General features: G+C 67.9%; 17 protein-coding genes. 5 read left to right on the plus strand and 12 right to left on the minus strand.

Going from position 1 to position 22,815, the window contains the following annotated elements; all coding sequences use genetic code 11:
- Positions 1–40: 40 nt before the first annotated feature.
- From M1D55_RS06900 to M1D55_RS06910, 3 genes are all read right to left on the minus strand, one after another.
- Positions 41–2,065 (minus strand): FAD-dependent monooxygenase, encoded by a 2,025-nt coding sequence (locus tag M1D55_RS06900; protein WP_456280475.1) that lies wholly within the window; start codon positions 2,063–2,065, stop codon positions 41–43.
- Positions 2,066–2,129: 64 nt separating this feature from the next.
- Positions 2,130–3,089 carry an MBL fold metallo-hydrolase gene (locus tag M1D55_RS06905; RefSeq protein WP_064576923.1) on the minus strand — a complete coding sequence of 320 codons (960 nt, stop codon included), beginning with the start codon at positions 3,087–3,089 and terminating at the stop codon, positions 2,130–2,132.
- A 436-nt stretch (positions 3,090–3,525) separates the two neighbouring features.
- Entirely contained in the window at positions 3,526–3,927 is a 402-nt protein-coding gene (locus M1D55_RS06910; RefSeq protein ID WP_456280476.1) for a helix-turn-helix domain-containing protein, read from the minus strand.
- Between the two features lie 249 nt (positions 3,928–4,176).
- Here M1D55_RS06910 and M1D55_RS06915 point away from each other — a divergent pair, with 249 nt between their 5' ends.
- Positions 4,177–4,776, plus strand: coding sequence for a TetR/AcrR family transcriptional regulator (locus M1D55_RS06915; RefSeq protein ID WP_006580270.1), 600 nt, complete (start codon positions 4,177–4,179; stop codon positions 4,774–4,776).
- Positions 4,777–4,960: 184 nt separating this feature from the next.
- Positions 4,961–5,986, plus strand: a complete 1,026-nt coding sequence (locus tag M1D55_RS06920) for an alpha/beta fold hydrolase (RefSeq protein ID WP_456280477.1) — start codon at positions 4,961–4,963, stop codon at positions 5,984–5,986.
- Positions 5,987–6,003: 17 nt separating this feature from the next.
- On the opposite strand, the gene fdhF is transcribed toward M1D55_RS06920, so the two are convergent.
- The 4 genes from fdhF to M1D55_RS06940 all read right to left on the minus strand — a co-directional run bounded on the left by fdhF (position 6,004) and on the right by M1D55_RS06940 (position 12,305).
- Positions 6,004–8,826, minus strand: a complete 2,823-nt coding sequence (fdhF, locus tag M1D55_RS06925) for a formate dehydrogenase subunit alpha (protein ID WP_456280478.1) — start codon at positions 8,824–8,826, stop codon at positions 6,004–6,006.
- A 57-nt stretch (positions 8,827–8,883) separates the two neighbouring features.
- Positions 8,884–10,593 (minus strand): NADH-ubiquinone oxidoreductase-F iron-sulfur binding region domain-containing protein, encoded by a 1,710-nt coding sequence (locus tag M1D55_RS06930; protein WP_456280479.1) that lies wholly within the window; start codon positions 10,591–10,593, stop codon positions 8,884–8,886.
- Positions 10,594–11,054: 461 nt separating this feature from the next.
- Positions 11,055–11,267: a hypothetical protein gene (locus tag M1D55_RS06935; protein WP_006577913.1), complete on the minus strand. Its 213-nt coding sequence runs from the start codon at positions 11,265–11,267 to the stop codon at positions 11,055–11,057.
- Between the two features lie 129 nt (positions 11,268–11,396).
- Positions 11,397–12,305: a LysR family transcriptional regulator gene (locus M1D55_RS06940; RefSeq protein WP_064576924.1), complete on the minus strand. Its 909-nt coding sequence runs from the start codon at positions 12,303–12,305 to the stop codon at positions 11,397–11,399.
- 307 nt (positions 12,306–12,612) lie between these two features.
- On the opposite strand from M1D55_RS06940, the gene M1D55_RS06945 reads away from it, so the two are divergent.
- Entirely contained in the window at positions 12,613–13,572 is a 960-nt protein-coding gene (locus M1D55_RS06945; protein WP_006577237.1) for a LysR family transcriptional regulator, read from the plus strand.
- A 128-nt stretch (positions 13,573–13,700) separates the two neighbouring features.
- Positions 13,701–14,009, plus strand: a complete 309-nt coding sequence (locus tag M1D55_RS06950; RefSeq protein ID WP_456280480.1) for a LysR family transcriptional regulator — start codon at positions 13,701–13,703, stop codon at positions 14,007–14,009.
- Between the two features lie 254 nt (positions 14,010–14,263).
- On the opposite strand, the gene M1D55_RS06955 is transcribed toward M1D55_RS06950, so the two are convergent.
- From M1D55_RS06955 to M1D55_RS06975, 5 genes are all read right to left on the minus strand, one after another.
- Positions 14,264–14,530, minus strand: a complete 267-nt coding sequence (locus M1D55_RS06955; RefSeq protein WP_456280481.1) for a hypothetical protein — start codon at positions 14,528–14,530, stop codon at positions 14,264–14,266.
- Between the two features lie 56 nt (positions 14,531–14,586).
- Positions 14,587–15,360, minus strand: coding sequence for a fumarylacetoacetate hydrolase family protein (locus tag M1D55_RS06960; RefSeq protein WP_456280482.1), 774 nt, complete (start codon positions 15,358–15,360; stop codon positions 14,587–14,589).
- 372 nt (positions 15,361–15,732) lie between these two features.
- On the minus strand, positions 15,733–17,862 hold the full coding sequence (locus M1D55_RS06965; RefSeq protein WP_023264404.1) for an acetate--CoA ligase family protein: 2,130 nt from the start codon (positions 17,860–17,862) through the stop codon (positions 15,733–15,735).
- 79 nt (positions 17,863–17,941) lie between these two features.
- Positions 17,942–19,171, minus strand: coding sequence for a formyl-CoA transferase (frc, locus tag M1D55_RS06970; RefSeq protein ID WP_023264405.1), 1,230 nt, complete (start codon positions 19,169–19,171; stop codon positions 17,942–17,944).
- Between the two features lie 168 nt (positions 19,172–19,339).
- Positions 19,340–21,094, minus strand: a complete 1,755-nt coding sequence (locus M1D55_RS06975) for a thiamine pyrophosphate-binding protein (RefSeq protein ID WP_023264406.1) — start codon at positions 21,092–21,094, stop codon at positions 19,340–19,342.
- 512 nt (positions 21,095–21,606) lie between these two features.
- Between M1D55_RS06975 and sucC the strand changes: the two genes are divergently transcribed.
- Positions 21,607–22,815: an ADP-forming succinate--CoA ligase subunit beta gene (gene sucC / locus M1D55_RS06980; RefSeq protein WP_456280483.1), complete on the plus strand. Its 1,209-nt coding sequence runs from the start codon at positions 21,607–21,609 to the stop codon at positions 22,813–22,815.

The following is a 22,815-nucleotide window of genomic DNA, read 5'->3' on the forward strand; positions in this document are numbered from 1 at the left end:
GGAAGGGTTCTCGGAAAAAAGATCGGCTTGATGGATCGGCTTACGCGGGAACCGGAATCGGCACGGCGGCGTCCGCTTGCGGCCCCGGCACCGCGGGTGGCACCGCGGCGCGCGCCAGCGCCATCGCTTGCCGCAGTACCGCGGTGTCGCCGATATGGTTGGCCAGCAGCAGGATCAGCTGCGCGTTGGCGGCCTGGCTTTGCGCATCGCTCAGATCGCGATGCATCTCGAGCAGCGACTCGTAGACGTCGTCCGGCTGCGCGAGATTCGGTTCGGTGACGAGCCGCGCGTGCTGCGGCTGCGGCTCGGCCGGGGCCGCGCGCCACTGCACGTCGATCATGCCGAGCGCGCGGCGCAGCGCGGCCAGCAGCGCGTCGTGGTCGACCTCGCGCCAGCGTGCGCAGACATGCTGGTCCGGGCGCAGCAGATAGCAGGTGCCGGGCTGGCCGTCGTAGCGGCGCACGGCCAGGCCTTCGACGTCTTCGAGCACGACCGCGCCGCGCGGCAGCGTGGGCGTGGGCTGCGCCGATGGCGTCGGTGGCATCATGCAAACCACTTTCACCGGCACCGGCGCGGCGCTCAATTGTTCGAGCGCCGTGCGCGCCGCGGACGACAGGCCCTGCGCATCGGCGAACACCAGCGCGGTAAAGCCGTTGCCCAGATGCGGCAGCAGCCAGCTCTTGCGCTGCCCCTTGTCGCCGACCACGCGCACCGGCGCATCGGCGCAGACCGCGCCGGGCACCATCGCGCCGGCGAACGGCGCGCTGTCCGGCGTGTTCAGCGGCGAAGGCGCCAGCACGGTCGGCGTCGACAACCGGCCGCTGTTGACCAGTTGGCGCGCGAACGGATGCTGACGGGCGAGCCGCAGCACGCTGTCGCGAAACACGCGGCTGGTGGCGCTCTTCGGCGTGATGAAATCGGTCGAGCGCGTCGAATGCAGGATGTTCTCGTCGGCCGCGTATTCGCGCTCGCTGGCATAGGTGTCGAGCAGCGCGTCGGGCGCCCGCCCTTCCAGCACCAGCCGCAGCTTCCACGCCAGGTTCTCGGCGTCCTGCACGCCGCTGTTGGCGCCGCGCGCGCCGAACGGCGACACCCGATGCGCGGCGTCCCCGGCGAACAGCACACGGCCATGGCGAAAACGCTCCATCCGCTGGCACGAGAAGGTGTAGACGCTGACCCATTCGAGCTCGAACTGCGCGTCGGGCCCGAGCAGCGCGCGCAGCCGCGCCAGCACGCGTTCGGGCTGACGCTCCTGTTCGGGATCGGCATCCCAGCCCAGCTGGAAATCGATGCGCCAGATATTGTCCGGCTGCCGATGCAGCAGCACCGACTGGTTGCGGTTGAACGGCGGATCGAACCAGAACCAGCGCTCGGCCGGGAAGCCGGCGGCCATCTTCACATCGGCGATCAGGAAGCGGTCGCGGAAGGTCCGGCCCTGGCTTTGCAGCCCCATCAGCTGGCGCACGGGGCTGCGCGCGCCGTCCGCCACCACCACGTAGCGTGCCGGCAGCGTGTAGTCGCCATCCGGCGTCGACACGGTCAGCACGACATGATCTTCCTGCTGGCGCAGCCCGCTGACGCCATGACGCCAGCGCAGTTCGAGTCCTTCCAGTTCGGCGGCCCGATCGACGAGATAGCCCTCGACGTAGTACTGCTGCAGGTTGATGAAGGCAGGACGATGGTGACCGCTCTCCGGTAGCAGATCGAAGCTGTAGACCTGCTCCTGGTCGAGGAACACGCGGCCGACGTGCCAGCGCACACCCCTGTCGACCAGCCGCTCGCCGCAGCCGAGGCGATCGAAAATATCGAGCGTGCGCTTGGCGAAGCAGATCGCACGCGAACCGCTGGCCAGCGTGCAGTCGTCATCGAGCAGTACCACCGGCACCTGCTGCTGCGCCAGGTCGATCGCCGTGGCGAGGCCGACCGGACCGGCCCCGATCACGACCACCGGCCGTACCGCGGGCCGCGCGTCCGGCTGCTGCTCGGCGCAGCGCCGGTAGGCGAAGGTGCGGGCCTGGTAGTTGTCGCCTGCCTGAGCCGTGGTTTCCTCAGCTGTGGTTTCCATGTCGTCTCCCTCCGGCCGTCGCGCCCGCTGTCCCGCGGACTGCGGCGGCCAGCATGCCGCGCCTTCAGTCCTGCAGCGCTGCCCACATTTCCTTGTCGCGCTCGGCGGTCCAGATGCGCGGATGCTTGATGCCACTGGCCTCGTCATAGGCGCGCGCCACGTCGAACGGCAGGCAATGCTCGTAGATGAAGACGTGGCCGAACTTCGGATCCATCGCCGCGCGCGTATGCGCCATCGCGCCCTTCAGGTCCAGCTTCTGCGCCACCGCCTCGCGGCCGCGCTGCAGCAGCGTGCTGACGAAATCGCGCGTGTAGGCGAGGCCCTTGTCGACCTGTTCCGGCGTGGTCAGCGCGGGTCCGCGTCCCGGCACCAGCGCCTGCGGCTGCAGCGCGCGCAGCGCGTCGAGCGTCGCCGGCCATTCCTCCAGCTGCGCGTCGCCGCAATAGCAGGCCGCGTCGTACTCGACCAGGTCGCCGGAGAACAGGATCTTCTGCGACGGAATCCAGACCACGGTATCGCCCTTGGTGTGGCCCGGACCGAGATGGAGGATCTTGACCTCGAGCTTGCCGAGGAACAGCGTCAGCTCGCGCTCGAACACCAGGTTGGGCCACGTCAGGCCCGGCACGGTCTCCACGCCGGCGAACAGCCGCGGGAACCGCTCGATCTCGGACTTCATGTCGGCCTCGCCGCGCTCGACGATCATCTCGTACGTGCCGCGGCTGGCGATCACGTTCTGCGCGCCTTCGTCGAAATAGGCCGAGGCGCCCAGCACGCGCACCGCGTGGTAGTGCGACAGCACCACGTGCTTGATCGGCTTGTCGGTCACGCTCCGGATGCGCGCGATCAGGTCCTGCGCCATCGCCGGCGTGGCGGTGGTGTCGACGATCAGCACGCTGTCGTCGCCGATCACCACGCCCGAGTTCGGATCGCCCTCGGCGGTATAGGCGTAGGCGTTGTCGGACAGTTTGGTGAAGGTGACCTGTTTCGCTTCGAGGTCGGCTTGCGACGCAAAGGCTTTGGACATGGGGCTTGTCTCCGTTCTGCTTGTAGCTGCCAGGGTTCCGCTGTGAGCTCCCGCCCTGCTGGCTGGCCTTTCCCAGCATAGGCCGCGAGAGGTACCGGCCGTGGCCGCGCATCGTTAATTACGGATTGTGAAACGAATTTACCGAATCGTAATCACCGGCACGAAGGGTGTCAATCGGATCCGGCCCCAAAGGCCGGACGGAGAACCGGAACAGAACGACGACGGAGGACGAGGGCGGCCATCGGCGGCACGGCGATGTGCGCGCGGCGCCGGGTGCCGGTCTCAGGAAACGGAAAAGGAGGGAGAAGAAGGCGGGGCAGAAGGCGGGAGCGCGTCCGGACGAACGAGCCGCGTCACGCCGCACGCGGTCGGAGGCCGCGCGGTGCCAATACCAGCGGCCGGACGAACGCCGGCCGCCAACGGAACAATGACAGGATCAGGCGGGCTTCTGGCCTTCGCCCTGCGGGGAGCCCATGCCGCCCGCGCCGGACGTGCCGCCGCCGGAGGAGGCGGACGAAGCCGAGGACGCCGAGGCGCCGCCGGCCGGACCGGCCATCGAGGCGGCAGTCACGCCGCCGTTGCGGCTGGCGATGAAGGCGTTGACGTCCTGCGCCAGATGCTGGGGGGCAAGCACCACCTCCAGACCGAGCGCCTCGCAGGCGGCCAGGAAGGTGCTCATACGCGGATCGGCCTGGCCCGACTCCGCACGCAGATACGCCTCCCGGGAGATCCCGGCCTTGCGGGCGACGTCCTCCTGCTTGAGCTTGCGCGCTCGGCGCAACGCCCGCAGTTGCCGGAACGGTTCGCTAGCGCCTCGTGGCACGGCTGTACTGTTCATATCGGTCTCCAGTCACCAAAAAAGAAAGTGCGCGGACGTGCATTCGAGTATAGAGCACACGTCGCGTTCCGTATGTAATCAGGGAAACACTTTTACAGATTTCACGATTTGTGCCGGTTGGCTTTCCTCCAGCCCCTGCCGTCTCGATATCGGGCCCTTTGAAGTGCCCGTGCTTCCACAATAGCGAATCGACCTCGTTAGCGCCAAGTTCGGTTTGACAGACCGACCGGTCGTGCTATTCTTCCGAGCATGCAAAAAGGCCAGCTGACGCGCAGCGCAATCATCGCTCAGGCATTCGATACCGCCACGCGGATCGGATTCGAGCAGCTGTCGCTTGCCGAACTGGCCGCCAGCACGGACATGTCCAAGAGCGGCCTGTACGCGCACTTCAAGTCGAAGGAGGCCCTGCAGCAGGCAGTGCTGGAACTGGCGATCGAGCGCTTCACGGCGATGGTGGTGCAGCCCGCGCTGCGCCAGCCGCGCGGCGTGCCCCGTCTGCGCGCGCTGTTCGAAGGACAGCTCGAATGGATCGGCAGCACCGACTCCGGCGGCCGCTGCCTGTTCATGGCGCTGGGCCAGGAATATCGCGACCGGCCCGGCGTGATCCGCGACATGCTGGTCCGCGCGCTGAAGGACTGGAACGGCATCGTGGTCCGCGTGGCGACGGACGCGATCCAGGATGGCGGTCTTGGGGCGGACGAGGAACCGCGCCAGATCGCCTTCGAGATGGCCGGCATCGTGATGGCCTTCCAGCAATCGCTGAAGATGCTCGGGCGCGCCGACGCGCAAGCGATGGCGCGCCGCGCCTTCCAGTCGCTGGTGACACGCGGCAAACGCGCGGCCGCATAGCTTGCTGGGGTCACCGGCGCGGAACCGTTTTGCGCTGGTCCACGCGGCAACGTTTTCGATCGGTAACATTTTCGCCGATAAATAGCACGACCGGTCGGTCTTATCGAGGCCCGAGAGAGATGCAGGAGGGGCCGCGCAGGGAGGTCGACGGGCCAGGGATGGAACCGCAAACGGAGTGAATATCGTGACACAGGCCCTGTCTTCCCGCCGCCCCGGCCAAGCCGCGCCGGGCCAGCTCGCCGCGCGGCTCGCGCAGGCCGGCCTGGCATGGCGGCGCCTGCGCTGGCAGACCGCGTCGGCGCTGTTTCCCGAGCAGACGGCGCGCGCCTTCGAGCGCGCGTGGTTCGGCGTGCCGGAAGCGAATATCGATGCCGCCGGCCAGGCCTTCCTTGCCGGCGCGCGCGCCGACTGGGCGCTGGTGACCGGCGGCGGCGCGACGCGCCGCGTGCGCGTCTACCGCTGGCATGGCGAAGGTCCGGCGGTGCTGCTGGCGCATGGCTGGGGCGGCAACGCCGCGCACTGGCAGACGCTGGTGCCCGCGCTGCTTGCCGCCGGTCACCGCGTGGTCGCCTTCGACGCGCTGTCGCATGGCGCCTCCGATGCCGGTGCACTAGGGCCGGGCCAAAGCTCGCTGATCGAGATGTCCCGTGCACTGTTGGCGGCCGCGTGGCACGCCGGGCCGATCCAGGCGGTGGTGGCGCACTCGCTGGGCTCCGCCGCGGCGGCGCTGGCGCTGCGGGAAGGATTGCCCGCCGACGCCGCGGTGCTGATCGGCGCGCCTGCCGACATGCGCCATGCCTCGGCCACGCTGGCCTGGCAGTTGGGCGTGGCGCCGGCGGTGCTGGCACGCGTCCAGCGCAACAGCGAACAGTGGCTCGGCATGCCGTGGGGAGACTTCAACGTGCCCGACATCGGCCGCTGCCGGCCGGTGCCGCCGACGCTGGTCGTCCACGATCGCCACGACAAGGAGGTGCGCTGGGAGGATGGCGCGGCAATAGCCGGCGCGTGGCCGGGCGCGACGCTGCTGACCACCGAGGGCCTGGGCCATCGGCGCATCCTGCGCGATGCCGGCGTGATCGAGCAGGTGGTGACATTCCTCGCGCAGCGCCTGTCGTCGCGCGGCACGCGCACGCCGATGGTGGCGCCGCTGCATACCGAGCGGACGCTGCACGCACCGTTGCGGGCCGGCGATCTCGGGCTGGTTCGATAATTCGGCCCGTCAGCGGCCTATCCCGCCCGCGCCAGGATCTGTCCGCCCCCATAGCTGGACTGCACCGGCGGCGTGCCGCCCAGCGTCACCCGAATCGCGCAGTACTTGAACTCGGGGATCTTGCCGAACGGATCGAGCGCGGAATTGGTCAGCTTGTTGATCGCCGCCTCGTAGTAGCAGAACGGCACGAACACCGCGCCGCGCGGCGTGCCCTCGTCGGCGCGCGCGTACAGCGCGACCTCGCCGCGGCGTGACGCCAGCGTGATGATGTCGCCCGGCTTGCCGCCCCACTGCGCCAGGTCCAGCGGATGGACCAGCGCGGTCGGATCCGGCTCGAGCGCATCGAGCACCCCTGCCCTTCGCGTCATGCTGCCGGTATGCCAGTGTTCGAGCTGGCGTCCGGTGATCAGCACGAACGGATAGTCGTGGTCCGGCCGTTCCGCCGCCGGCACGATATCGGCCGGCACGAAGCGGGCGCGCCCGCTTGGCGTCGGGAAGCTGTCGGTAAAGATCACCGGCTCGCCGGCATCGCCTTCGGCGCGGCACGGGTAGGTCACCGCGTGCTCGCGCTGCAGCCGCTCCCAGCTGATTCCCGCGATGCTCGGCATCGCCAGCCGCATTTCGTCGAACACGTCGGCCACGCCGTCGTAGCGCCAGTCCAGGCCGAGCTGCGCGGCCATCTGCTGGATGATCCAAAGATCCTGGCGCGCCTGTCCCGGCGGATCGATCGCCTGCCGGCCCAGCTGCACGATGCGGTCGGTATTGGTGAAGGTGCCGGTCTTCTCGGGGAAGGCCGAGGCCGGCAGCACCACGTCGGCGAGGTAGGCGGTCTCGGTCAGGAAGATGTCCTGCACCACCAGATGATCGAGCGCGGCCAGCGCCTCGCGCGCATGCTGCGCGTCGGGGTCCGACATCGCCGGGTTCTCGCCCATGATGTACATGCCGCGGACCTCGCCGCGCTCGATCGCCTGCATCACCTCGACCACCGTCAAACCCGGCCGGCGATCGAGCGGCGTACCCCACAGCGCCTCGAAGCGCGCGGCGGCGTCGGCATCGTCGACGCGGCGGTAGTCCGGATACATCATCGGGATCAGCCCGGCGTCCGAGGCGCCCTGCACATTGTTCTGGCCGCGCAGCGGATGCAGGCCGGTGCCGGGCCGGCCGATCTGGCCCGTCATCAGCGCCAGCGCGATCAGGCAGCGCGCGTTGTCGGTGCCGTGCACGTGCTGCGACACGCCCATGCCCCACAGGATCATCGCGCTGCCGGCGGTCGCGTAGAGCCGCGCGACATGGCGGATCGTCTCCGCGTCGATGCCGCAGATCGGCGCCATCGCCTCGGGGCTGTAGGCGGCGACATTGCGTTCGAGCTCGTCGTAGCCGATCGTGCGGCTGTCGATGAAATCGCGATCGACCAGCCCCTCGGTGACGATCACATGCATCATCGCGTTGAGCAGCGCGACGTCGGTATCCGGCTGGAACTGCAGGAAGCGATAGGCGAAGCGCGCCAGGTCCGAGCGGCGCGGATCGGCGACGATCAGCTTGGTGCCGTTGCGCACCGCGTTCTTGATCCAGCTCGCCGCGACCGGATGATTGACGGTCGGGTTGGCGCCGATCAGGATCACCACCTCGGCCTTGCCGACGTCGATCACCGGGTTGGACACCGCCCCCGAGCCGATCCCTTCCAGCAGCGCCGCCACCGACGACGCATGGCACAGCCGCGTGCAATGGTCGACGTTGTTGCTGCCGAAGCCGGTCCGCACCAGCTTCTGGAACAGATAGGCCTCCTCGTTGCTGCCCTTGGCCGAGCCGAAGCCGGCCAGCGCGCGCTTGCCATGGGTATCGCGAATGCGCGCGAGGCCGCCGCCGGCCAGCGCCAGCGCCTCTTCCCACGTCGCCTCGCGGAACACCTCCATCACGCGCTCGGGATCCATCACCGCATCGCCGCGCTTGGGCACGCCCTCGCGGCGCACCAGCGGCACCGTCAGCCGATGCGGATGCGCGGCATAGTCGAAGCCGTAGCGCCCCTTGACGCAGAGCCGCGCGTGATTGGCGGGGCCATCGCGCCCTTCCACGTACTGGATGCGGTTGTCCTTGACGTGATAGGTCAGCTGGCAGCCGACACCGCAGTACGGGCAGACCGATTGCACCTGCTTGTCCGGCACCGCCAGCGCGGCGGCACGCGCCGGCATCAGCGCGCCGGTCGGGCAGGCCTGCACGCATTCGCCGCAGGCCACGCAGGTCGACGCGCCCATCGGGTCGTCCATGTCGAACACGATCTTCGCGTCGGCGCCGCGCAGCGCGATGCCGATCACGTCGTTGGCCTGCTCGTCGCGGCAGGCGCGCAGGCAGCGCGTGCACTGGATGCAGGCGTCGAGGTTGACCGCGATGGCCGGATGCGACAGATCGGGCGCCACGGGCGCGCGCGGCGCAAAGCGCGGCTTGCCGATCTCGAGCCGGGCAGACCAGCGGTCCAGCTCGCTGTCGCGCGTGTACGCGGTCTCGGGCATGTCCGACTGCAGCAGCTCGAGCACCATGCCCTGCGCCTTGCGCGCGCGCGGCGAATCGGTCTGCACCTTCATGCCGTTGGCCGGCTGCCGGCAGCACGACGGCGCCAGCACGCGCTCGCCGTCGATCTCGACCATGCAGGCGCGGCAGTTGCCGGCCGGCTCGAGGCCGTCCTTGTAGCACAGGTGCGGGATCTCGACGCCCTCGCGCTTCGCCACCTGCAGCAGCGTTTCTCCGGGCGCGGCCACCACCTCGCGGCCGTTCAGCTGGAAGGAGACCGAGGCCGGATCGGAGGCCTGGACGAGGGCGCGTTCGGCGCGGGTCAATGCATTCATGGCGGTCTCGTGGTTCTGTCGTGCGGCGTCTTTCGGTGTCTTTCCGCTTTGCGGGGCTCAGGCCAGCTCGTGCGGGAAATAGCGGATCACGCAGTCGATCGGATTGGGCGCGGCCTGGCCCAGGCCGCAGATCGACGCATCGCGCATTACCGCGGACAGGTCGGCCAGCGCCTCGCGGTCCCACTGAGGCTGCGCGATCAGCTGCACGGCCTTGGCCGTGCCGACGCGGCAGGGCGTGCATTGGCCGCAGGACTCGTGCGCGAAGAAGTGCATCAGGTTGCGCGCCACGTCGACGGCGCGGTCATGGTCCGACAGCACCACCACCGCCGCCGAGCCGATGAAGCAGCCATGCGGCTGCAGCGTGTCGAAGTCCAGCGGGATATCGCCCATCGACGCGGGCAGGATGCCGCCCGACGCGCCGCCCGGCAGATAGCCGTAGAAACGATGGCCATCGAGCATGCCGCCGCAGTACTCGTCGATCAGCTCCGTGATCGTGATGCCGGCCGGTGCCAGATGCACGCCCGGCTTGTTGACGCGGCCCGACACCGAGAACGAGCGCAATCCCTTGCGTCCATGCCGGCCCTGCCCCGCGAACCAATCCGCGCCGCGCTCCAGGATGTCGCGCACCCAGTACAGCGTTTCGAAGTTGTGCTCCAGCGTCGGCCGGCCGAACAGGCCGACCTGCGCCACATAGGGCGGCCGCAGCCGCGGCCAGCCGCGCTTGCCTTCGATCGATTCGATCATCGCGGACTCTTCGCCGCAGATATAGGCGCCGGCGCCGCGCCGCAATTCGATCGGCGGCAGACCGGCGCACGGCGGGTCCTTGCGCAGCCGCCGCAGTTCCTCGGTCAGCAGCGCGCGGCAGCCGGCATATTCGTCGCGCAGGTAGATATAGATCGCATCGATCTGCACGACCTGCGCGGCGATCAGCATGCCTTCGAGGAAGCGATGCGGATCGCGTTCCAGATAGAAGCGGTCCTTGAAGGTGCCCGGCTCCCCTTCGTCGATATTGACGGCCATCATTCGCGGTCCCGCCTCGGCCCGCACGATGCGCCATTTGCGGCCGGCCGGAAAACCGGCGCCGCCCAGCCCGCGCAGTCCCGCGTGCTCCATCGTCGCGATCGCATCGTCGGCGGACAGCGCGCCTTCGGCCACCGCACGCAGCGTCCGGTAACCGCCCTGCTCGCGATAGGCCAGGTAGTCGACGTACGGCTCTGGCTCGTGGCGCACCGCCCCCGCGGCGACACGTTCGGCGATCGCCTCGGCGCTCGCCACATCGACCGGATTCTGTCCGACCAGCGCCGCCGGCGCCCGCTCGCAGCGGCCGATGCAAGGGGCGGCGACCACGCGCACGTCGGTGCCGAACAGCGCCGGCAATCTGTCGAGCAGCGACTGCGCGCCGGCCATCTCGCAGGCGATGCCCTCGCAGACGCGCACGGTCAGCGCGGGCGGCGGCGCGATCGCGCCGTCGGCATCCTCGCGCACGACGTCGAAGTGGTGATAGAAGGTCGCGACCTCGTAGACCTCGGCCTGCGACATCTTCATCTCGGCCGCCAGCGCGGCCAGATGCGGCGCGGCCAGTTGTCCATAGCGGTCGTTGATCGCATGCAGATGTTCGATCAGCAGATCGCGCCGGCGCGGCGCCTCGCCGAGCAAGGCGCGGACTTCGGCGAGCGCGGCGGGGTCGACCTGCCGCCCCTTCGGTTGGCGGCGCTTGCGCTGGCGGCCGATGCTCTCGACCGGAATGGGGATTACGACATGGTTCATGGCCATCTCTGTTCGTTGTCGTGGATGCCTGGAGAGCGCCGCGGGGGGACGCCGCCGGTCGATGATAGCGCCATCGGCCGTGGCAACTTGCGGACGACGCTCCCGCTTCTCCGCCGGCACTGCCCTGGGTCACTGCCTCGCGTCAAATCGACTCGCGGACGTTTCACGGTCTCCATGCATCCAGTCGCCAGATGCGTCGTCAACGTCCGCTAGTGTTATACGGTATGTGATATATCAAAATGGTCAAGGCGTTTTCGCTTGTCCATCCATGGCTGTCGACTCAAGAGACGGCGGACTGCCGCGCAATGACGCCCTGCGGCGGAGAGGAAGAGAGGGGAAAAGAGAGAAAAGGAGGGGGGAACGACGAGGGAACGCGCGACTGCGAAGCCGCTGGCCACGGGCGGGTTCGTCCGTCGCTATGGCCGCGAGAGACGACCGGGGCGTGGCCAGCGAACTTGCGATCAGGCATGAGTCAGCACGAACTGGCCGGCGGCCTTGTGCGAGTCCTCGGTGGCGTCCTCCTCGCGGGGCGCGCTACCGAATCCGGCCAGGCGGCCATGCGCCTGGGCGCGCAGTAGCGCCGGGGCGGGCAGAGAGGTCGCGAGCAGCACGGTGGCGGACACGCCGAGAGAGAACAGGCCAAGCGACAGCAGGGTCAACAGGGTGGTTTGCATCAGGACACTCCGATAAGACATCAATCAAGGAATGCCCAGTATATGGTGCAACGCACCATAAGTAAATATTCTGTATGTGATATATCAATAAACGCCCTGTTCTGTCGTTCCCGTGCCACAGGCCCCAAGTTAGCCGGTCTTCAACGCCACATCCGGGCCCTCTTGCTCGGTAATCACGCGCCAGATGGCTGCGGCGTTCGGCTTCAGCGACCGTCCCTTGCGGCGCACCAGCACGACCTGCATGGCGGCATGCGGCCGCAGCGGCAGCAGCACCACGCCGGGCGGAACGCCGGCCGCGCGGGCGCGCGACGGCACCACGCCCAATCCCTGCCGCCGCGCCACCATGCCGAGCACCGCGCAGAAATGGCCCAGGGGCCGATAGACCCGCGGGCGCACGTGGTAGGCGGCCATGGCGCGCTCGATCGCCGCCAGCATGCCCGACTGGCGGTCCAGCCCGAACAGCTGCGCATCGTTCAGATCGCCCCAACCCAGCGCCTCGCGCGACGCCAGCGGATGGCCGGTCGGCAGCACCGCATGGAAGGTCTCCTCGTACAGCGGGTCGAACTGCAGCTCGGCGCAAGGCTCCGGATCGCTGACCACCGCGAAATCAACCTCGCCGCCGCGCACCGCATGCAGCGCCGCCTCGGGGCCGACATCGCGCAGCACGATATCGATGTCCGGCCAGGCGCTCTGGCAGGCCTGCAGCCAGGCGGGCGCCAGCATCGACGACAGCATCGGCGCCACCGCCAGCTGCACGCGCCCATGCGCGGGCCGCGCGCTCGAGTGCGTCTCGTGCAAGGTCTGTTCGACCTCGTCGATCAGATGGCAGATGCGTTCGGACAGCAGCGTGCCTGCCTCGGTCAGCTCGACCTGGCGCGTGGTGCGGTCGAACAGGCGCAGGTCGATCTCCTCCTCCAGCTCGCGCACGCTGCGGCTGACGGCCGATTGCGTCAGTCCCAGTTCGGCGGCGGCACGGGTGAAACTGCGATGCCGCGCGACGGCGGCGAAGGCCTTCAACTGCGGAAGCGAGACATTCATCGTGGTCTCCTCTGGCACCGCCTGCCTCGTGGGCGCGCGGCCGCTGCCGGTGCCGCCAGCGTGGGACTGACGGGGCAGCGCTGTGCTTTCTTATGTCGCCATGGTCGTCCGGCAGGGCTGCGCGGACGCCGACGGGTCCTTCGATGCTAGTGCAAACGACTATCCACGACGCCTTAACTTTTTTATTAAGATCATTGACGACCGTCTATGGATCGGCGGCGCTGTCGCAATGCACGAAGCGTGCACCGCAGCGAAACGATCCCGATCACGCGCCGCAGCAAGCGCCGCGTCGACCGAAGAGGCCGCCATGAAAAACGCCACGCTGCGCCAGCTCAAGGTCTTCGAAACGGTGGCCCGTCACCTGAGCTTTTCGCGCGCGGCCGAGGAGCTGCACCTGACGCAGCCCGCGGTGTCGACGCAGGTGCGGCAGCTGGAGAACCATGTCGGCCTGCCGCTGTTCGAGCAGCTCGGCAAGAAGATCTACCTGACGCCGGCCGGCACCGAGATGCTGCACTACAGCCGCAGCATCATCCAGCAGTTCCGCGAGGCCGAGGACGCGATGGCACAGTTGAGCGGCATCGCGGGAGGCCGGCTCAATATCGCGGTGATCAGCGCCGGCGACTACTTCTTCCCGCGCGTGATTGCCGAATTCATGCGGCGACACCCCGGCGTCACGCTGAACCTGGCGGTGCACAACCGCGAGGAACTGCTGCACCAGCTGGCCGGCAACCTGACCGACCTCGCCGTGATGGTGCGCCCGCCGGCGGGGATGGATACCGTCAACGAATCGTTCGCGCCTCACCCCTACGTGATCGTCGCCGCGCCGGACCATCCGCTGGTCGGCAAGCGCAACGTGCCGCTGTCCGCGCTGGCCGACGAGGCCTTCATCTGCCGCGAGAAGGGTTCGGACACCTGGAACTCGATGCAGGAAGGGTTCGCGGCGCGGCTGCAGAACCTGCGCATCACGATGGAGATCAAGAGCACCGAGACCATCAAGCAGGCCGTGATCGCCAATATGGGCATCGCCTTCCTGTCCGCCCACACGGTGGCACTGGAACTGCGTACCGGCCATCTGGCGGTGCTCGACGTCGAAGGGTTCCCGGTGATGCTGAACTGGTACGTGGTCCATCGCAAGAACAAGCGGCTGCCGCCGGTCGCGCTGGCGTTCAAGCATTTCCTGCTCAGCGAAGGCGCGGCGCAGATCGATCGGATCACCGCGGTCGCCGGACTGATCCGCGGCAAGGGCGCGGCAGCGGCCCGCGGCTGACCCTTCCTTCGGCGGGCCCATCCATAAACGATGGCTTATGGTTTTGCCGATCAACTTCAATTGTTGTTAATCGTTCGCGCCCCCTATGCTGCCTGCATGTCCCACCGCACCGGCACAAGGAGAGCGACATGGCACAAGCGCAGATCGAACGGCAGAACGACGTCACCACCGCGGCCGCGGACCCCCAGATTCCGGTACAGGCGCAGCTCGCCGCCTACAACTCGGCCTTCGTCGAACTGGAGCTGCCCTTTCATTGGGACGAGGCGATGTACCGCTGGCTGTGCGGCGTGGTCGATTGCGAGCGCACGCAGATCGCGCACTACATCGAGACCTATCACGCGCATCTGCTGACCGCCTACGACGCGCCGTTCCTGAGCCAGCTGATTCTGGAGAAGAAGAACGGGTATCTGGACGCGATGGGCCGGCGCGTCAGCTGAATGGCCGCTTCGCGAACTACCACCTCGTTCGCGCGCACGCAGGAACCCAGCGTCGTTGAATGAAAGCCACTGGGTCCCCGCCTGCGCGGGGACGACGTGCTTGTATCGAACGACTTCGACGAACGACTTCGACGAACGACTTCGACGAACGACTTCGACGAATGACTTCGACGAATGACTTCGACGAATGACTTCGACGAATGACTTCGACGAATGACTTCGACGAACGACTTCGATCGAACGACTTCGAGGAACTACTTCGCTTCGGAAGACCGCGCGCCGCGCACACCGCTGCGCGCGCCGATCGCGATCCCCGCTGCCGCGACCGCGGCCAGCGCCAATCCCGTCAGCACCACCATCGGACCATTGCCGCCGGACAGCCAGGCGGCAGAGATGGCCAGCACAATGCCGCCGAGGCAACCCGCGTGCAGCGCGGCTGCACCGGCGTGACGGTAGCCGGCCAGGCCGGCCACCATCGACGCGCAGGCGAGCAGATAAGCCAGTTCTTGAGGGTCCGTCATGGCGGGCCTCCATCGCGACCATCGGGAACAAGGCCGGCGGCGCGTCGCCGCGCGGGCTAGCCGCCGACCGGATTGACCAGCGCACCGATGCCGTCGATGCGCACCTCGACGACCGCGCCGGCCTTCATCGATCCCACGCCGAGCGAGGTGCCGCAGGCGATCACGTCGCCCGGCATCAGCGTCATGTCGCGCGACAGGCGGCTGACGATCTGCTCGGGCGTGAAGATCATGTCCGACAGCGGATAACGCTGGCGCTCGGCGCCGTCGAGCCGCGTGACCACGCTGGCGTCGCGCCAGTCGAAGCCCGTGACGATGGCGGGCCCCAGGCAGCCGAAGGTATCGAAGCCCTTGGCGCGGCACCATTGCGCGAAATTCGGATCCTCGGCGATCAGGTCGGCCGCGGTGACATCATTGACGACCGTATAGCCGAAGATATGCGAGGCGGCATCGGCGACCGGCACATCGCGGCAGACCCGTCCGATCACGATGCCGAGCTCTCCCTCGAACACGATCTTGCCGGCATAGCCGACCGGCCGCGCGATGGTGTCGCCGGGGCCGGCCAACGAGGTGCCAGGCTTGATCAGGAACAGCGGATGCTCCGGCTCGGGCTTGCCCAGCTTCTGCGCCAGCGCGCGGAAGTTGTTCCACAGCGCGACGATCTTGGACGGCTCGCATGGCGCAAGCAGCCTCACCTCGTTGCGCGGGAATGAAACGCCGGTGGGGTTCGGCGACGCATAGCCGGGGCCGTCGTATTCGAACACCCGCTCGCCATCGAGCCGGCCCATCCGTGACCGGCCATCGCCGGCGTCGAAGCGAATCCAGGTTTGCATGGGGGTCTCCTGTGGCGGGTGGTTTTTTATGGGCGGTGTCGGGGCCCTGCCCTCTCCCCCGCCCCTCTCCCGCACGCGGGAGAGGGGAGAGAACCGAGGGAATCGACAAATGCCATCAGCTCTCGCCCAGCGCTCCCCCCTCTCCCGCAGGTCGGAGAGGGGAGAGAACCGAGGGAATCGACAAATGCCATCAGCTCTCGCCCGGCGCTCCCCTCTCTCCCGCAGGTCGGAGAGGGGAGGAAACCGGGGGATCGGGAAATGCCATCAGCTCTCGCCTGACGCTCTCCCCTCTCCCGCCATTGCGGGAGAGGGGCCGGGGGAGAGGGCAAGCGGCGCCTCCCAACGCCGCCGCTCTCGCCCTTCGCCGCAGAGTCAGATCTTGCCCGCGCCGCGCGCCCACTTGTACTTCGCGCCGAGCACCGCGACCGGGATCTCGGTCGAGTACGCGTAGGCCGGCACGCCATGCTGGTACAGGTATTCGGCGGCTTCCTCGACCTGCACGTCGCCGGCCAGCGAGGCGACGATCGGCTTCTCGATGCCCTTGGCTGCCATCTCCTCCTTGACCTCGACCACCAGCTTGGCGAACACCATCGGTGGCGTGATGATCGTGTGCCAGTAGCCCAGGATGATCGCGTGGATGCGTGGATCCTCCAGCCCCAGCTTGATCGTGTTGCGATAGGTGGTCGGGGGCTCGCCACCGGTGATGTCGACCGGATTGCCGGCCGCGCCGAACGGCGGGATGAACTTGCGGAAGGCCGCGTCCAGGTCCTCCGGCATCGTCATCAGCGACAGCCCGTTGTCGACGCAGGCATCGGACAGCAGCACGCCCGAGCCACCGGCGCCGGTGATGATCACCACGTTCTCGCCCTTCGGCGTCGGCAGCTTCGGAATGCCGCGCGCGAACTCGAGCAGGTCGCGCAGCGAGCGGGCGCGAATCACGCCGCATTGCTTGAAGACGTCCTCGTAGATGCGGTCGTCGCCGGCCAGCGCCCCGGTGTGCGAGCTCGCGGCGCGCGCGCCCAGGCTGGTGCGGCCGGCCTTGAGCACCACCACCGGCTTGACCTTCGACACGCGGCGTGCCGCCTCGGCAAACGCCCGCCCGTCCTTCAGGTCCTCGCAATGCTGCGCGATGATCTCGGTCTCGTCATCCTGCTCGAAGAAGGTCAGCAGATCGTCTTCGTCGATGTCGGACTTGTTGCCCAGGCCCACGATGGCGGACACGCCCATCCTGGCCGAGCGCGAGAAGCCGATGATGGCCATGCCGATGCCGCCCGATTGCGAGGACAGCGCGGCCTTGCCCTTGACGTCATAAGGCGTGCAAAACGTCGCGCACAGGTTCTTCGGCGTGTAGTAGAAGCCGTAGATGTTCGGCCCCATCAACCGGATGTTGTGCTTGCGCGCGATCGCGACGATCTCCTCCTGCCCTTCGACATTGCCGGTCTCGGCAAAGCCGGACGGAATCAGCACGGCGCCGGGAATGCCCTTGCGGCCGACCTCCTCCAGCGCCTGCGCCACCAGCTTGGCGGGGATCGCGAACACCGCCACGTCGATCTCGCCCGGTACGTCGAGCACGCTCTTGTACGCGGTCATGCCCATGATCTCTTCGGCCTTCGGGTGGATCGGATAGATCTTGCCCTGGTAGCCGCCGTTGATCAGGTTCTTCATCACCGAGTTGCCGATCTTGCCATCCTCGGACGAGGCGCCGATCACCGCGACGGTGTCCGGACGCATGATGCGGTTCATCTGCGCGACGATCTGCTCCTGTGTCGGGCGATAGCGCTGCGGCTGCGGCGCGTGGTCCAGCACGATGCGCACGTCGGCCGCGATCGCGCCGCTCGGGCTCGCGAACACCGGGTTCAGGTCCAGCTCGGCGATCTCGGGGAAGTCGGTCACCAGCTGCGACACGCGCTGGATCATGCTGGCCAGCGCCGCGCGATCGACGGGTTCCGCGCCGCGCACGCCCTTGAGCACCTGGGCGGCCGCAATGCCGTCGAGCATGCCGAGCGCGTCCTGCTCGCTCGCCGGCGCCATGCGGAACGTGATGTCCTTGAGCACCTCGACCAGCACGCCGCCGAGGCCGAACGCCACCAGCTTGCCGAACGACGGATCGGTGACCGCGCCGATGATCACCTCCTGCCCGCCGCCGATCATCTTCTGCACCTGCACGCCGACGATGTCCGCCTTGGCGTTGTAGCGCTTCGCATTATCGAGAATGGTGCGGTAGCCCTCCTCGACTTTCTGCTGGCTGTCCAGGCCGACCAGCACGCCGCCGGCCTCGGTCTTGTGCAGGATGTCGGGCGACACGATCTTCATCACCACCGGAAAGCCGATGCGGCCGGCGAGCTCGACCGCCTCGGCCGGCGACGTCGCCAGGCCTTCGCCCGGCACCGCAATGCCATAGGCATCGCAGACCAGCTTGCCTTCGGGCGCGGTCAGCGCGGTGCGTCCCTGTTCCTTGGCGGTGGCGAGAATATTGCGCACCGCGTCCTTGTCATACGCCATGTCAGACCTCCATTGGGTCATGGTTGCAGCGGAGTTTGCGAACGAAGGGCGGCGCCGGGCCGCCCAGGGCAAGGCGGCGTCAGACCGCGCCGGCCGCGCGCAGCGCCTCGATCTGCGCGGGCGTGCGGCCCAGCCATTCGAGGATCTCGGTGGTGTGCTCGCCCAGCAGCGGCGAGCGATCGACCTGGACCGGCGATTCCGACAGGTTGATCGGACAGCCCAGCTGCACATAGCGGCCGCGCTGCGGATGATCGACCTCGACCAGATAGCCGCGCTCGTACAGCGAGCGGTCCTCGATCAGATCCTTCATCGACAGGATCGGGCCGCACGGCACGTCGACCTCGTTGAGCGCTTCCATGACCTCGAACTTGGTGCGCGTGCGCGTCCATTTCTCGATGATCGAGAAGCATTCGGGCAGGCATTTGAGACGCGCTTCCGGCGTGGCGAACTGCGGATGCGCGATCAGGTCCTCGCGCCCGCACAGCCGCATCAGCGGTTCCCAGCCCTGCGGTTGCACGATCACGTAGACGTAGTCGTTGGCCCCGCCCGGCGCGCAGCGCAGCGCCGCGCCCGGCTGCCCGCCGCCCGACGCATTGCCGGCGCGCGGCACGTAGTCGCCGAATTCCTTGTTCGGATATTCGCGCAGCGCGCCGGCCGACAGGCGCTGCTGGTCGCGCAGCTTGACGCGGCACAGGTTCAGTACCGCGTCCTGCATCGCGACCTCGACGCGCTGGCCCTTGCCGGTATGCTCGCGCTGCAGCAGCGCGGCCAGGATGCCGATCACGCAATGCACGCCGGTGCCCGAATCGCCGATCTGCGCGCCGGTCACGGTCGGTGGCCCTTCCTCGAAGCCGGTGGTCGAGGCGGAGCCGCCCATGCACTGCGCGACGTTCTCGTACGCCTTGCAGTCGGCGTACGGCCCGGGGCCGAAGCCCTTGATCGACGCGTAGATCAGCCGCGGGTTGAGCGCGCGCAGCCGGTCCCAGTCGAAGCCCGCGCGGTCGAGCACGCCCGGGCCGAAGTTCTCGACCAGCACGTCGCAGCGCTCGACCAGGTCCTCCAGCAGCGCCTTGCCTTCCGGCGTCTTCATGTTCAGCGTCAGGCTGCGCTTGTTGGAGTTCAGCATCGTGAAATAGAGGCTGTCGGCGTTCGGCACATCGCGCAGCTGGCTGCGCGTGATGTCGCCCCGGCCGGGCAGCTCGACCTTGATCACGTCCGCCCCCAGCCACGCCATCAGCTGCGTCGCCGACGGCCCCGCCTGCACGTGCGTCATGTCCAGGATGCGTACTCCTTCCAATGCCTTGCTCATGGCGTCGTCTCCTCGCCTCTATGGTGTGATCGTTCGTTGCACTGGAGCCAGGGCCGCGGCCGGGCCGGCGAGGGCGTGCGCCGCCCGCCGGATGCGGGGGCCTGGTGCAGGCCCCCGCATCCGGTGTCGCACGCCGCGATCGCGCTGTCGGCCGGGGCCGGCAGCCGGCTACTTGTACATGGTCTGATTCTTGGTGCCCGGGGCGTATTCGCGCGGATCGACCCAGATATTGATCACCGCGGACTTGCCGGTGCGGGCGATCGACTCGCGGCCGCGCTGCAGCGCGCCGGCGATCTGGGCCGGGTCACGCACCTCTTCGCCATAGCCGCCCAGCATCTGCGCGAACTGGCTGAACGGCACGTCCGACAGCAGGTTGCCGACGTTGCCGCGCGACTCGCCGTACTTGGCCAGCTGGCCGTAGCGGATCTGGTTCATCGCCGAGTTGTTGCCGATCACGGCCAGATACGGCACGCCGAAGCGGTTGGCGGTCTCCATGTCGAAGGCCGTCATGCCGAAGGAGCCGTCGCCGTAGTAGCACAGCACCTCCTTGCCCGGATTGGCCAGGCCCGCGGCGATCGCGAAGCCGGTGCCGACGCCGAGCGAGCCCAGCGCGCCCGGGTCCATCCACTGGCCGGGATTGCGCGGCCGCACCGCCTGCGCCGAGATCGTGACCACGTCGCCGCCGTCGCCGATGTAGATCGTGTCCTCGCCGAGGAAGTTGTTCAGTTCGTAGGCGACGCGATACGGATGGATCGGCGTGTTCTCCGACAGGAACAGCGGCATCAGCTTCTCGGTGGCGACGCCTTCGGCCTCGGTCAGCTGGCCCATCCACTTCTGGCGCGCCTGGCGCTTGTCCTGCTTGATGCGGCCGCTGGCGGCCTGCAGCACCGCGCCGAGGATCGCGCCCGGATCGCCGACCAGGCCCAGGTCGATCTCGCGGTTCTTGCCGACGGTGCGGTAATCCATGTCGATCTGCACCAGCGTCAGCTCCTTGCTGATGCGCTTGCCGTAGCCCATGCGGAAATCGAACGGCGTGCCGACGATCACCAGCACATCGGCGTTGGCGAAGGCCTGCGAGCGCGTGCGGTCGAAGTGATGCGGATCGCCCGGCGGCAGCAGCCCGCGGCTGGCGCCATTGAAGTAGCCCGGGATATCGAGGCCGCGCAACAGCGCGATCGCTTCCTCGTGGCCGCGCGCGGTCCACACCTGCTGGCCGAACAGGATGGCCGGACGCTCGGCATTGACCAGGATGTCGGCGAGCTTCTCGATGTCGCGCGGATCGCCGATCGATTTGGTCGAGGCGCGATAGTGGCCGGGGCGCGGCACCACGGCGCGGGCAATCTCGACTTCGCGGTCGAGCACGTCGCGCGGAATCTCCAGATAGGCGGGCCCGGGCGCGCCGTTGAAGCATTCGCGCGCGGCCATCGAGATCATGTCGGCAACGCGTTCGGTACTCGGGATGGTCGCGGCGAACTTGGTGATCGGCGCCATCATGTCGACGTGCGGCAGGTCCTGCAGCGAACCCATCTTGTGCTGCGTCAGCGCGCCCTGCCCGCCGATATGCAGCACCGGGCTTTCCGAGCGGAAGGCGGTGGCAATGCCGGTCACGGCATTGGTGCAGCCCGGGCCGGCGGTCGTCACCACGCAGCCGAGCTTGCCGGTCTGGCGCGCATAGCCATCGGCCGCATGCGCCGCGACCTGTTCGTGGCGCACGTCGATGATGCGGATCCCTTCGTCGACGCAGCCATCGTAGATGTCGATGATGTGGCCGCCGCATAGCGTGAAGATGGTGTCGACCCCTTCGTTCTTCAGCGCCCGCGCGACCAGATGGCCGCCCGACACGATGCCGGCATCCCGGCTCTTCTGCTTCAGGGTGTCATCGGCCGTCGTCGATTCCGGCCGCAGCGATACGACTGCAGACATGTCTTGGTCTCCTCGTTGGACTCCGGGCGGCCCGGTTGTGTGGGCACGCACCGCTTCACCTTCTTCTCGGCAGGGCTGCCGGCTTGCGACGCGAATCGATCGTTTCGGGCGATCTTGATGACATACCGTATGTGATATATCAAAGGTCGGCAAGGAGAAATGTGGGAAAGGCGGCAAATTTCGACGACGCAACGCAGCAAAACAGCCTTTTTCTTGCCGATAAATTCGCCCAACTTCTATAAACACTGTCGCTTAGTGGCGGTCCGCATCAATGTCGATTTCGTTGGCCTCCGTGTACCGCGGGGCCGATAATTCGCCTTGTTGTGCGTTGATATATTACATACCATATTTCGACCAGCGGTCGAACCTGAAGCCGCTGGGTTCCCGCCTTCGCGGGAACGACGAGGGAGTGGCGTCGTCCCCGCGAAGGCGGGGACCCAGCGTCTTTCGCCCCACGCATGCAGTTCTGTTCGGGCTTCAGACAACGACGTATCCAAACCAGTGAGGAGACAGTGAACATTCACGAATATCAGGCCAAGGAGCTGCTTCGGCGCTACGACGTCGCCGTGCCGCGGGGCGCGGTTGCGTTCACGCCGGACGAGGCAGCCAACGCGGCACGCACGCTCGGGGGCCCGCTGTGGGTCGTCAAGTCGCAGATCCATGCCGGCGGCCGCGGCGCCGGACGCTTCCAGAACGATCCCGGCGGCAAGGGCGGCGTGCGCGTGGCGCGCTCGCTCGAGGCCGTGCGCGAGGAAGCCGGCAAGATGCTCGGCGCGGTGCTGGTCACCAGGCAGACCGGCGCGGCCGGGCGCGAGGTGCGGCGGCTCTATATCGAGGAAGGCTGCGACATCGCGCGCGAGCTCTATTTCGGCATGCTGATCGACCGCGCGACGTCACGGATCACGCTGATGGCGTCGACCGAAGGCGGCATGGACATCGAGGAAGTCGCCGCGCACACGCCGGAGAAGATCCTGAAGCTGGCGATCGATCCGGCCACCGGCATCCAGCCCTTCCACGCGCGGCGGCTGGCCTTCGGGCTCGGCCTGCGCGGCAAGCAGGTCGGCGAGGCCACGCGGCTGTTCCTGGCGGCCTATCGCGCCTTCACCGAACTGGACGCGTCGATCGTCGAGATCAATCCGCTGGTCGTCACGCACAGCGGCCACGTGATGGCGCTGGACGCCAAGTTCAACTTCGACGACAACGCGCTGTTCCGCCATCCCGATATCGAGGCGATGCGCGACGAGGCCGAGGAGGACCCGGCCGAGACCGAGGCCGCGCGCCATGCGCTGAACTACGTCAAGCTCGACGGCAATATCGGCTGCATGGTCAATGGCGCCGGCCTGGCGATGGCCACGATGGACATCATCCAGCTGCACGGCGGCAAGCCGGCCAACTTCCTCGACGTCGGCGGCGGCGCGACGCGCGAGCGCGTGGCGACGGCATTCCGGCTGATCCTGGCCGACCGCAATGTCGAAGGCATCCTGGTCAATATCTTCGGCGGCATCATGCGCTGCGACGTGATCGCAGAGGGCGTGGTCGCGGCCGCGCGCGAGGTCGATCTGACCGTGCCGCTGGTGGTGCGGCTCGAAGGCACCAACGTCGAACTGGGCAAGGCGATCCTGCGCGATTCCGGATTGCCGATCGTGTCGGCCGACGACCTCGCCGATGCGGCGACCAAGGTCGTCGCGGCCACGCGCAACACCAAGCGGGGAGGACATTGA

The sequence above is a fragment of the Cupriavidus sp. JZ107 genome (genome assembly GCF_053903255.1).

Excerpts from the sequence above, each read along its gene's own strand:
- M1D55_RS06900 (WP_456280475.1), bottom strand. The coding sequence starts at position 2,065 with ATGGAAACCACAGCTGAGGAAACCACGGCTCAGGCAGGCGACAACTAC.
- M1D55_RS06905 (WP_064576923.1), bottom strand. The coding sequence starts at position 3,089 with ATGTCCAAAGCCTTTGCGTCGCAAGCCGACCTCGAAGCGAAACAGGTC.
- M1D55_RS06910 (WP_456280476.1), bottom strand. The coding sequence starts at position 3,927 with ATGAACAGTACAGCCGTGCCACGAGGCGCTAGCGAACCGTTCCGGCAA.
- M1D55_RS06915 (WP_006580270.1), top strand. The coding sequence starts at position 4,177 with ATGCAAAAAGGCCAGCTGACGCGCAGCGCAATCATCGCTCAGGCATTC.
- fdhF (WP_456280478.1), bottom strand. The coding sequence starts at position 8,826 with ATGAATGCATTGACCCGCGCCGAACGCGCCCTCGTCCAGGCCTCCGAT.
- M1D55_RS06930 (WP_456280479.1), bottom strand. The coding sequence starts at position 10,593 with ATGAACCATGTCGTAATCCCCATTCCGGTCGAGAGCATCGGCCGCCAG.
- M1D55_RS06935 (WP_006577913.1), bottom strand. The coding sequence starts at position 11,267 with ATGCAAACCACCCTGTTGACCCTGCTGTCGCTTGGCCTGTTCTCTCTC.
- M1D55_RS06940 (WP_064576924.1), bottom strand. The coding sequence starts at position 12,305 with ATGAATGTCTCGCTTCCGCAGTTGAAGGCCTTCGCCGCCGTCGCGCGG.
- M1D55_RS06945 (WP_006577237.1), top strand. The coding sequence starts at position 12,613 with ATGAAAAACGCCACGCTGCGCCAGCTCAAGGTCTTCGAAACGGTGGCC.
- M1D55_RS06950 (WP_456280480.1), top strand. The coding sequence starts at position 13,701 with ATGGCACAAGCGCAGATCGAACGGCAGAACGACGTCACCACCGCGGCC.
- M1D55_RS06955 (WP_456280481.1), bottom strand. The coding sequence starts at position 14,530 with ATGACGGACCCTCAAGAACTGGCTTATCTGCTCGCCTGCGCGTCGATG.
- M1D55_RS06960 (WP_456280482.1), bottom strand. The coding sequence starts at position 15,360 with ATGCAAACCTGGATTCGCTTCGACGCCGGCGATGGCCGGTCACGGATG.
- M1D55_RS06965 (WP_023264404.1), bottom strand. The coding sequence starts at position 17,862 with ATGGCGTATGACAAGGACGCGGTGCGCAATATTCTCGCCACCGCCAAG.
- frc (WP_023264405.1), bottom strand. The coding sequence starts at position 19,171 with ATGAGCAAGGCATTGGAAGGAGTACGCATCCTGGACATGACGCACGTG.
- M1D55_RS06975 (WP_023264406.1), bottom strand. The coding sequence starts at position 21,094 with ATGTCTGCAGTCGTATCGCTGCGGCCGGAATCGACGACGGCCGATGAC.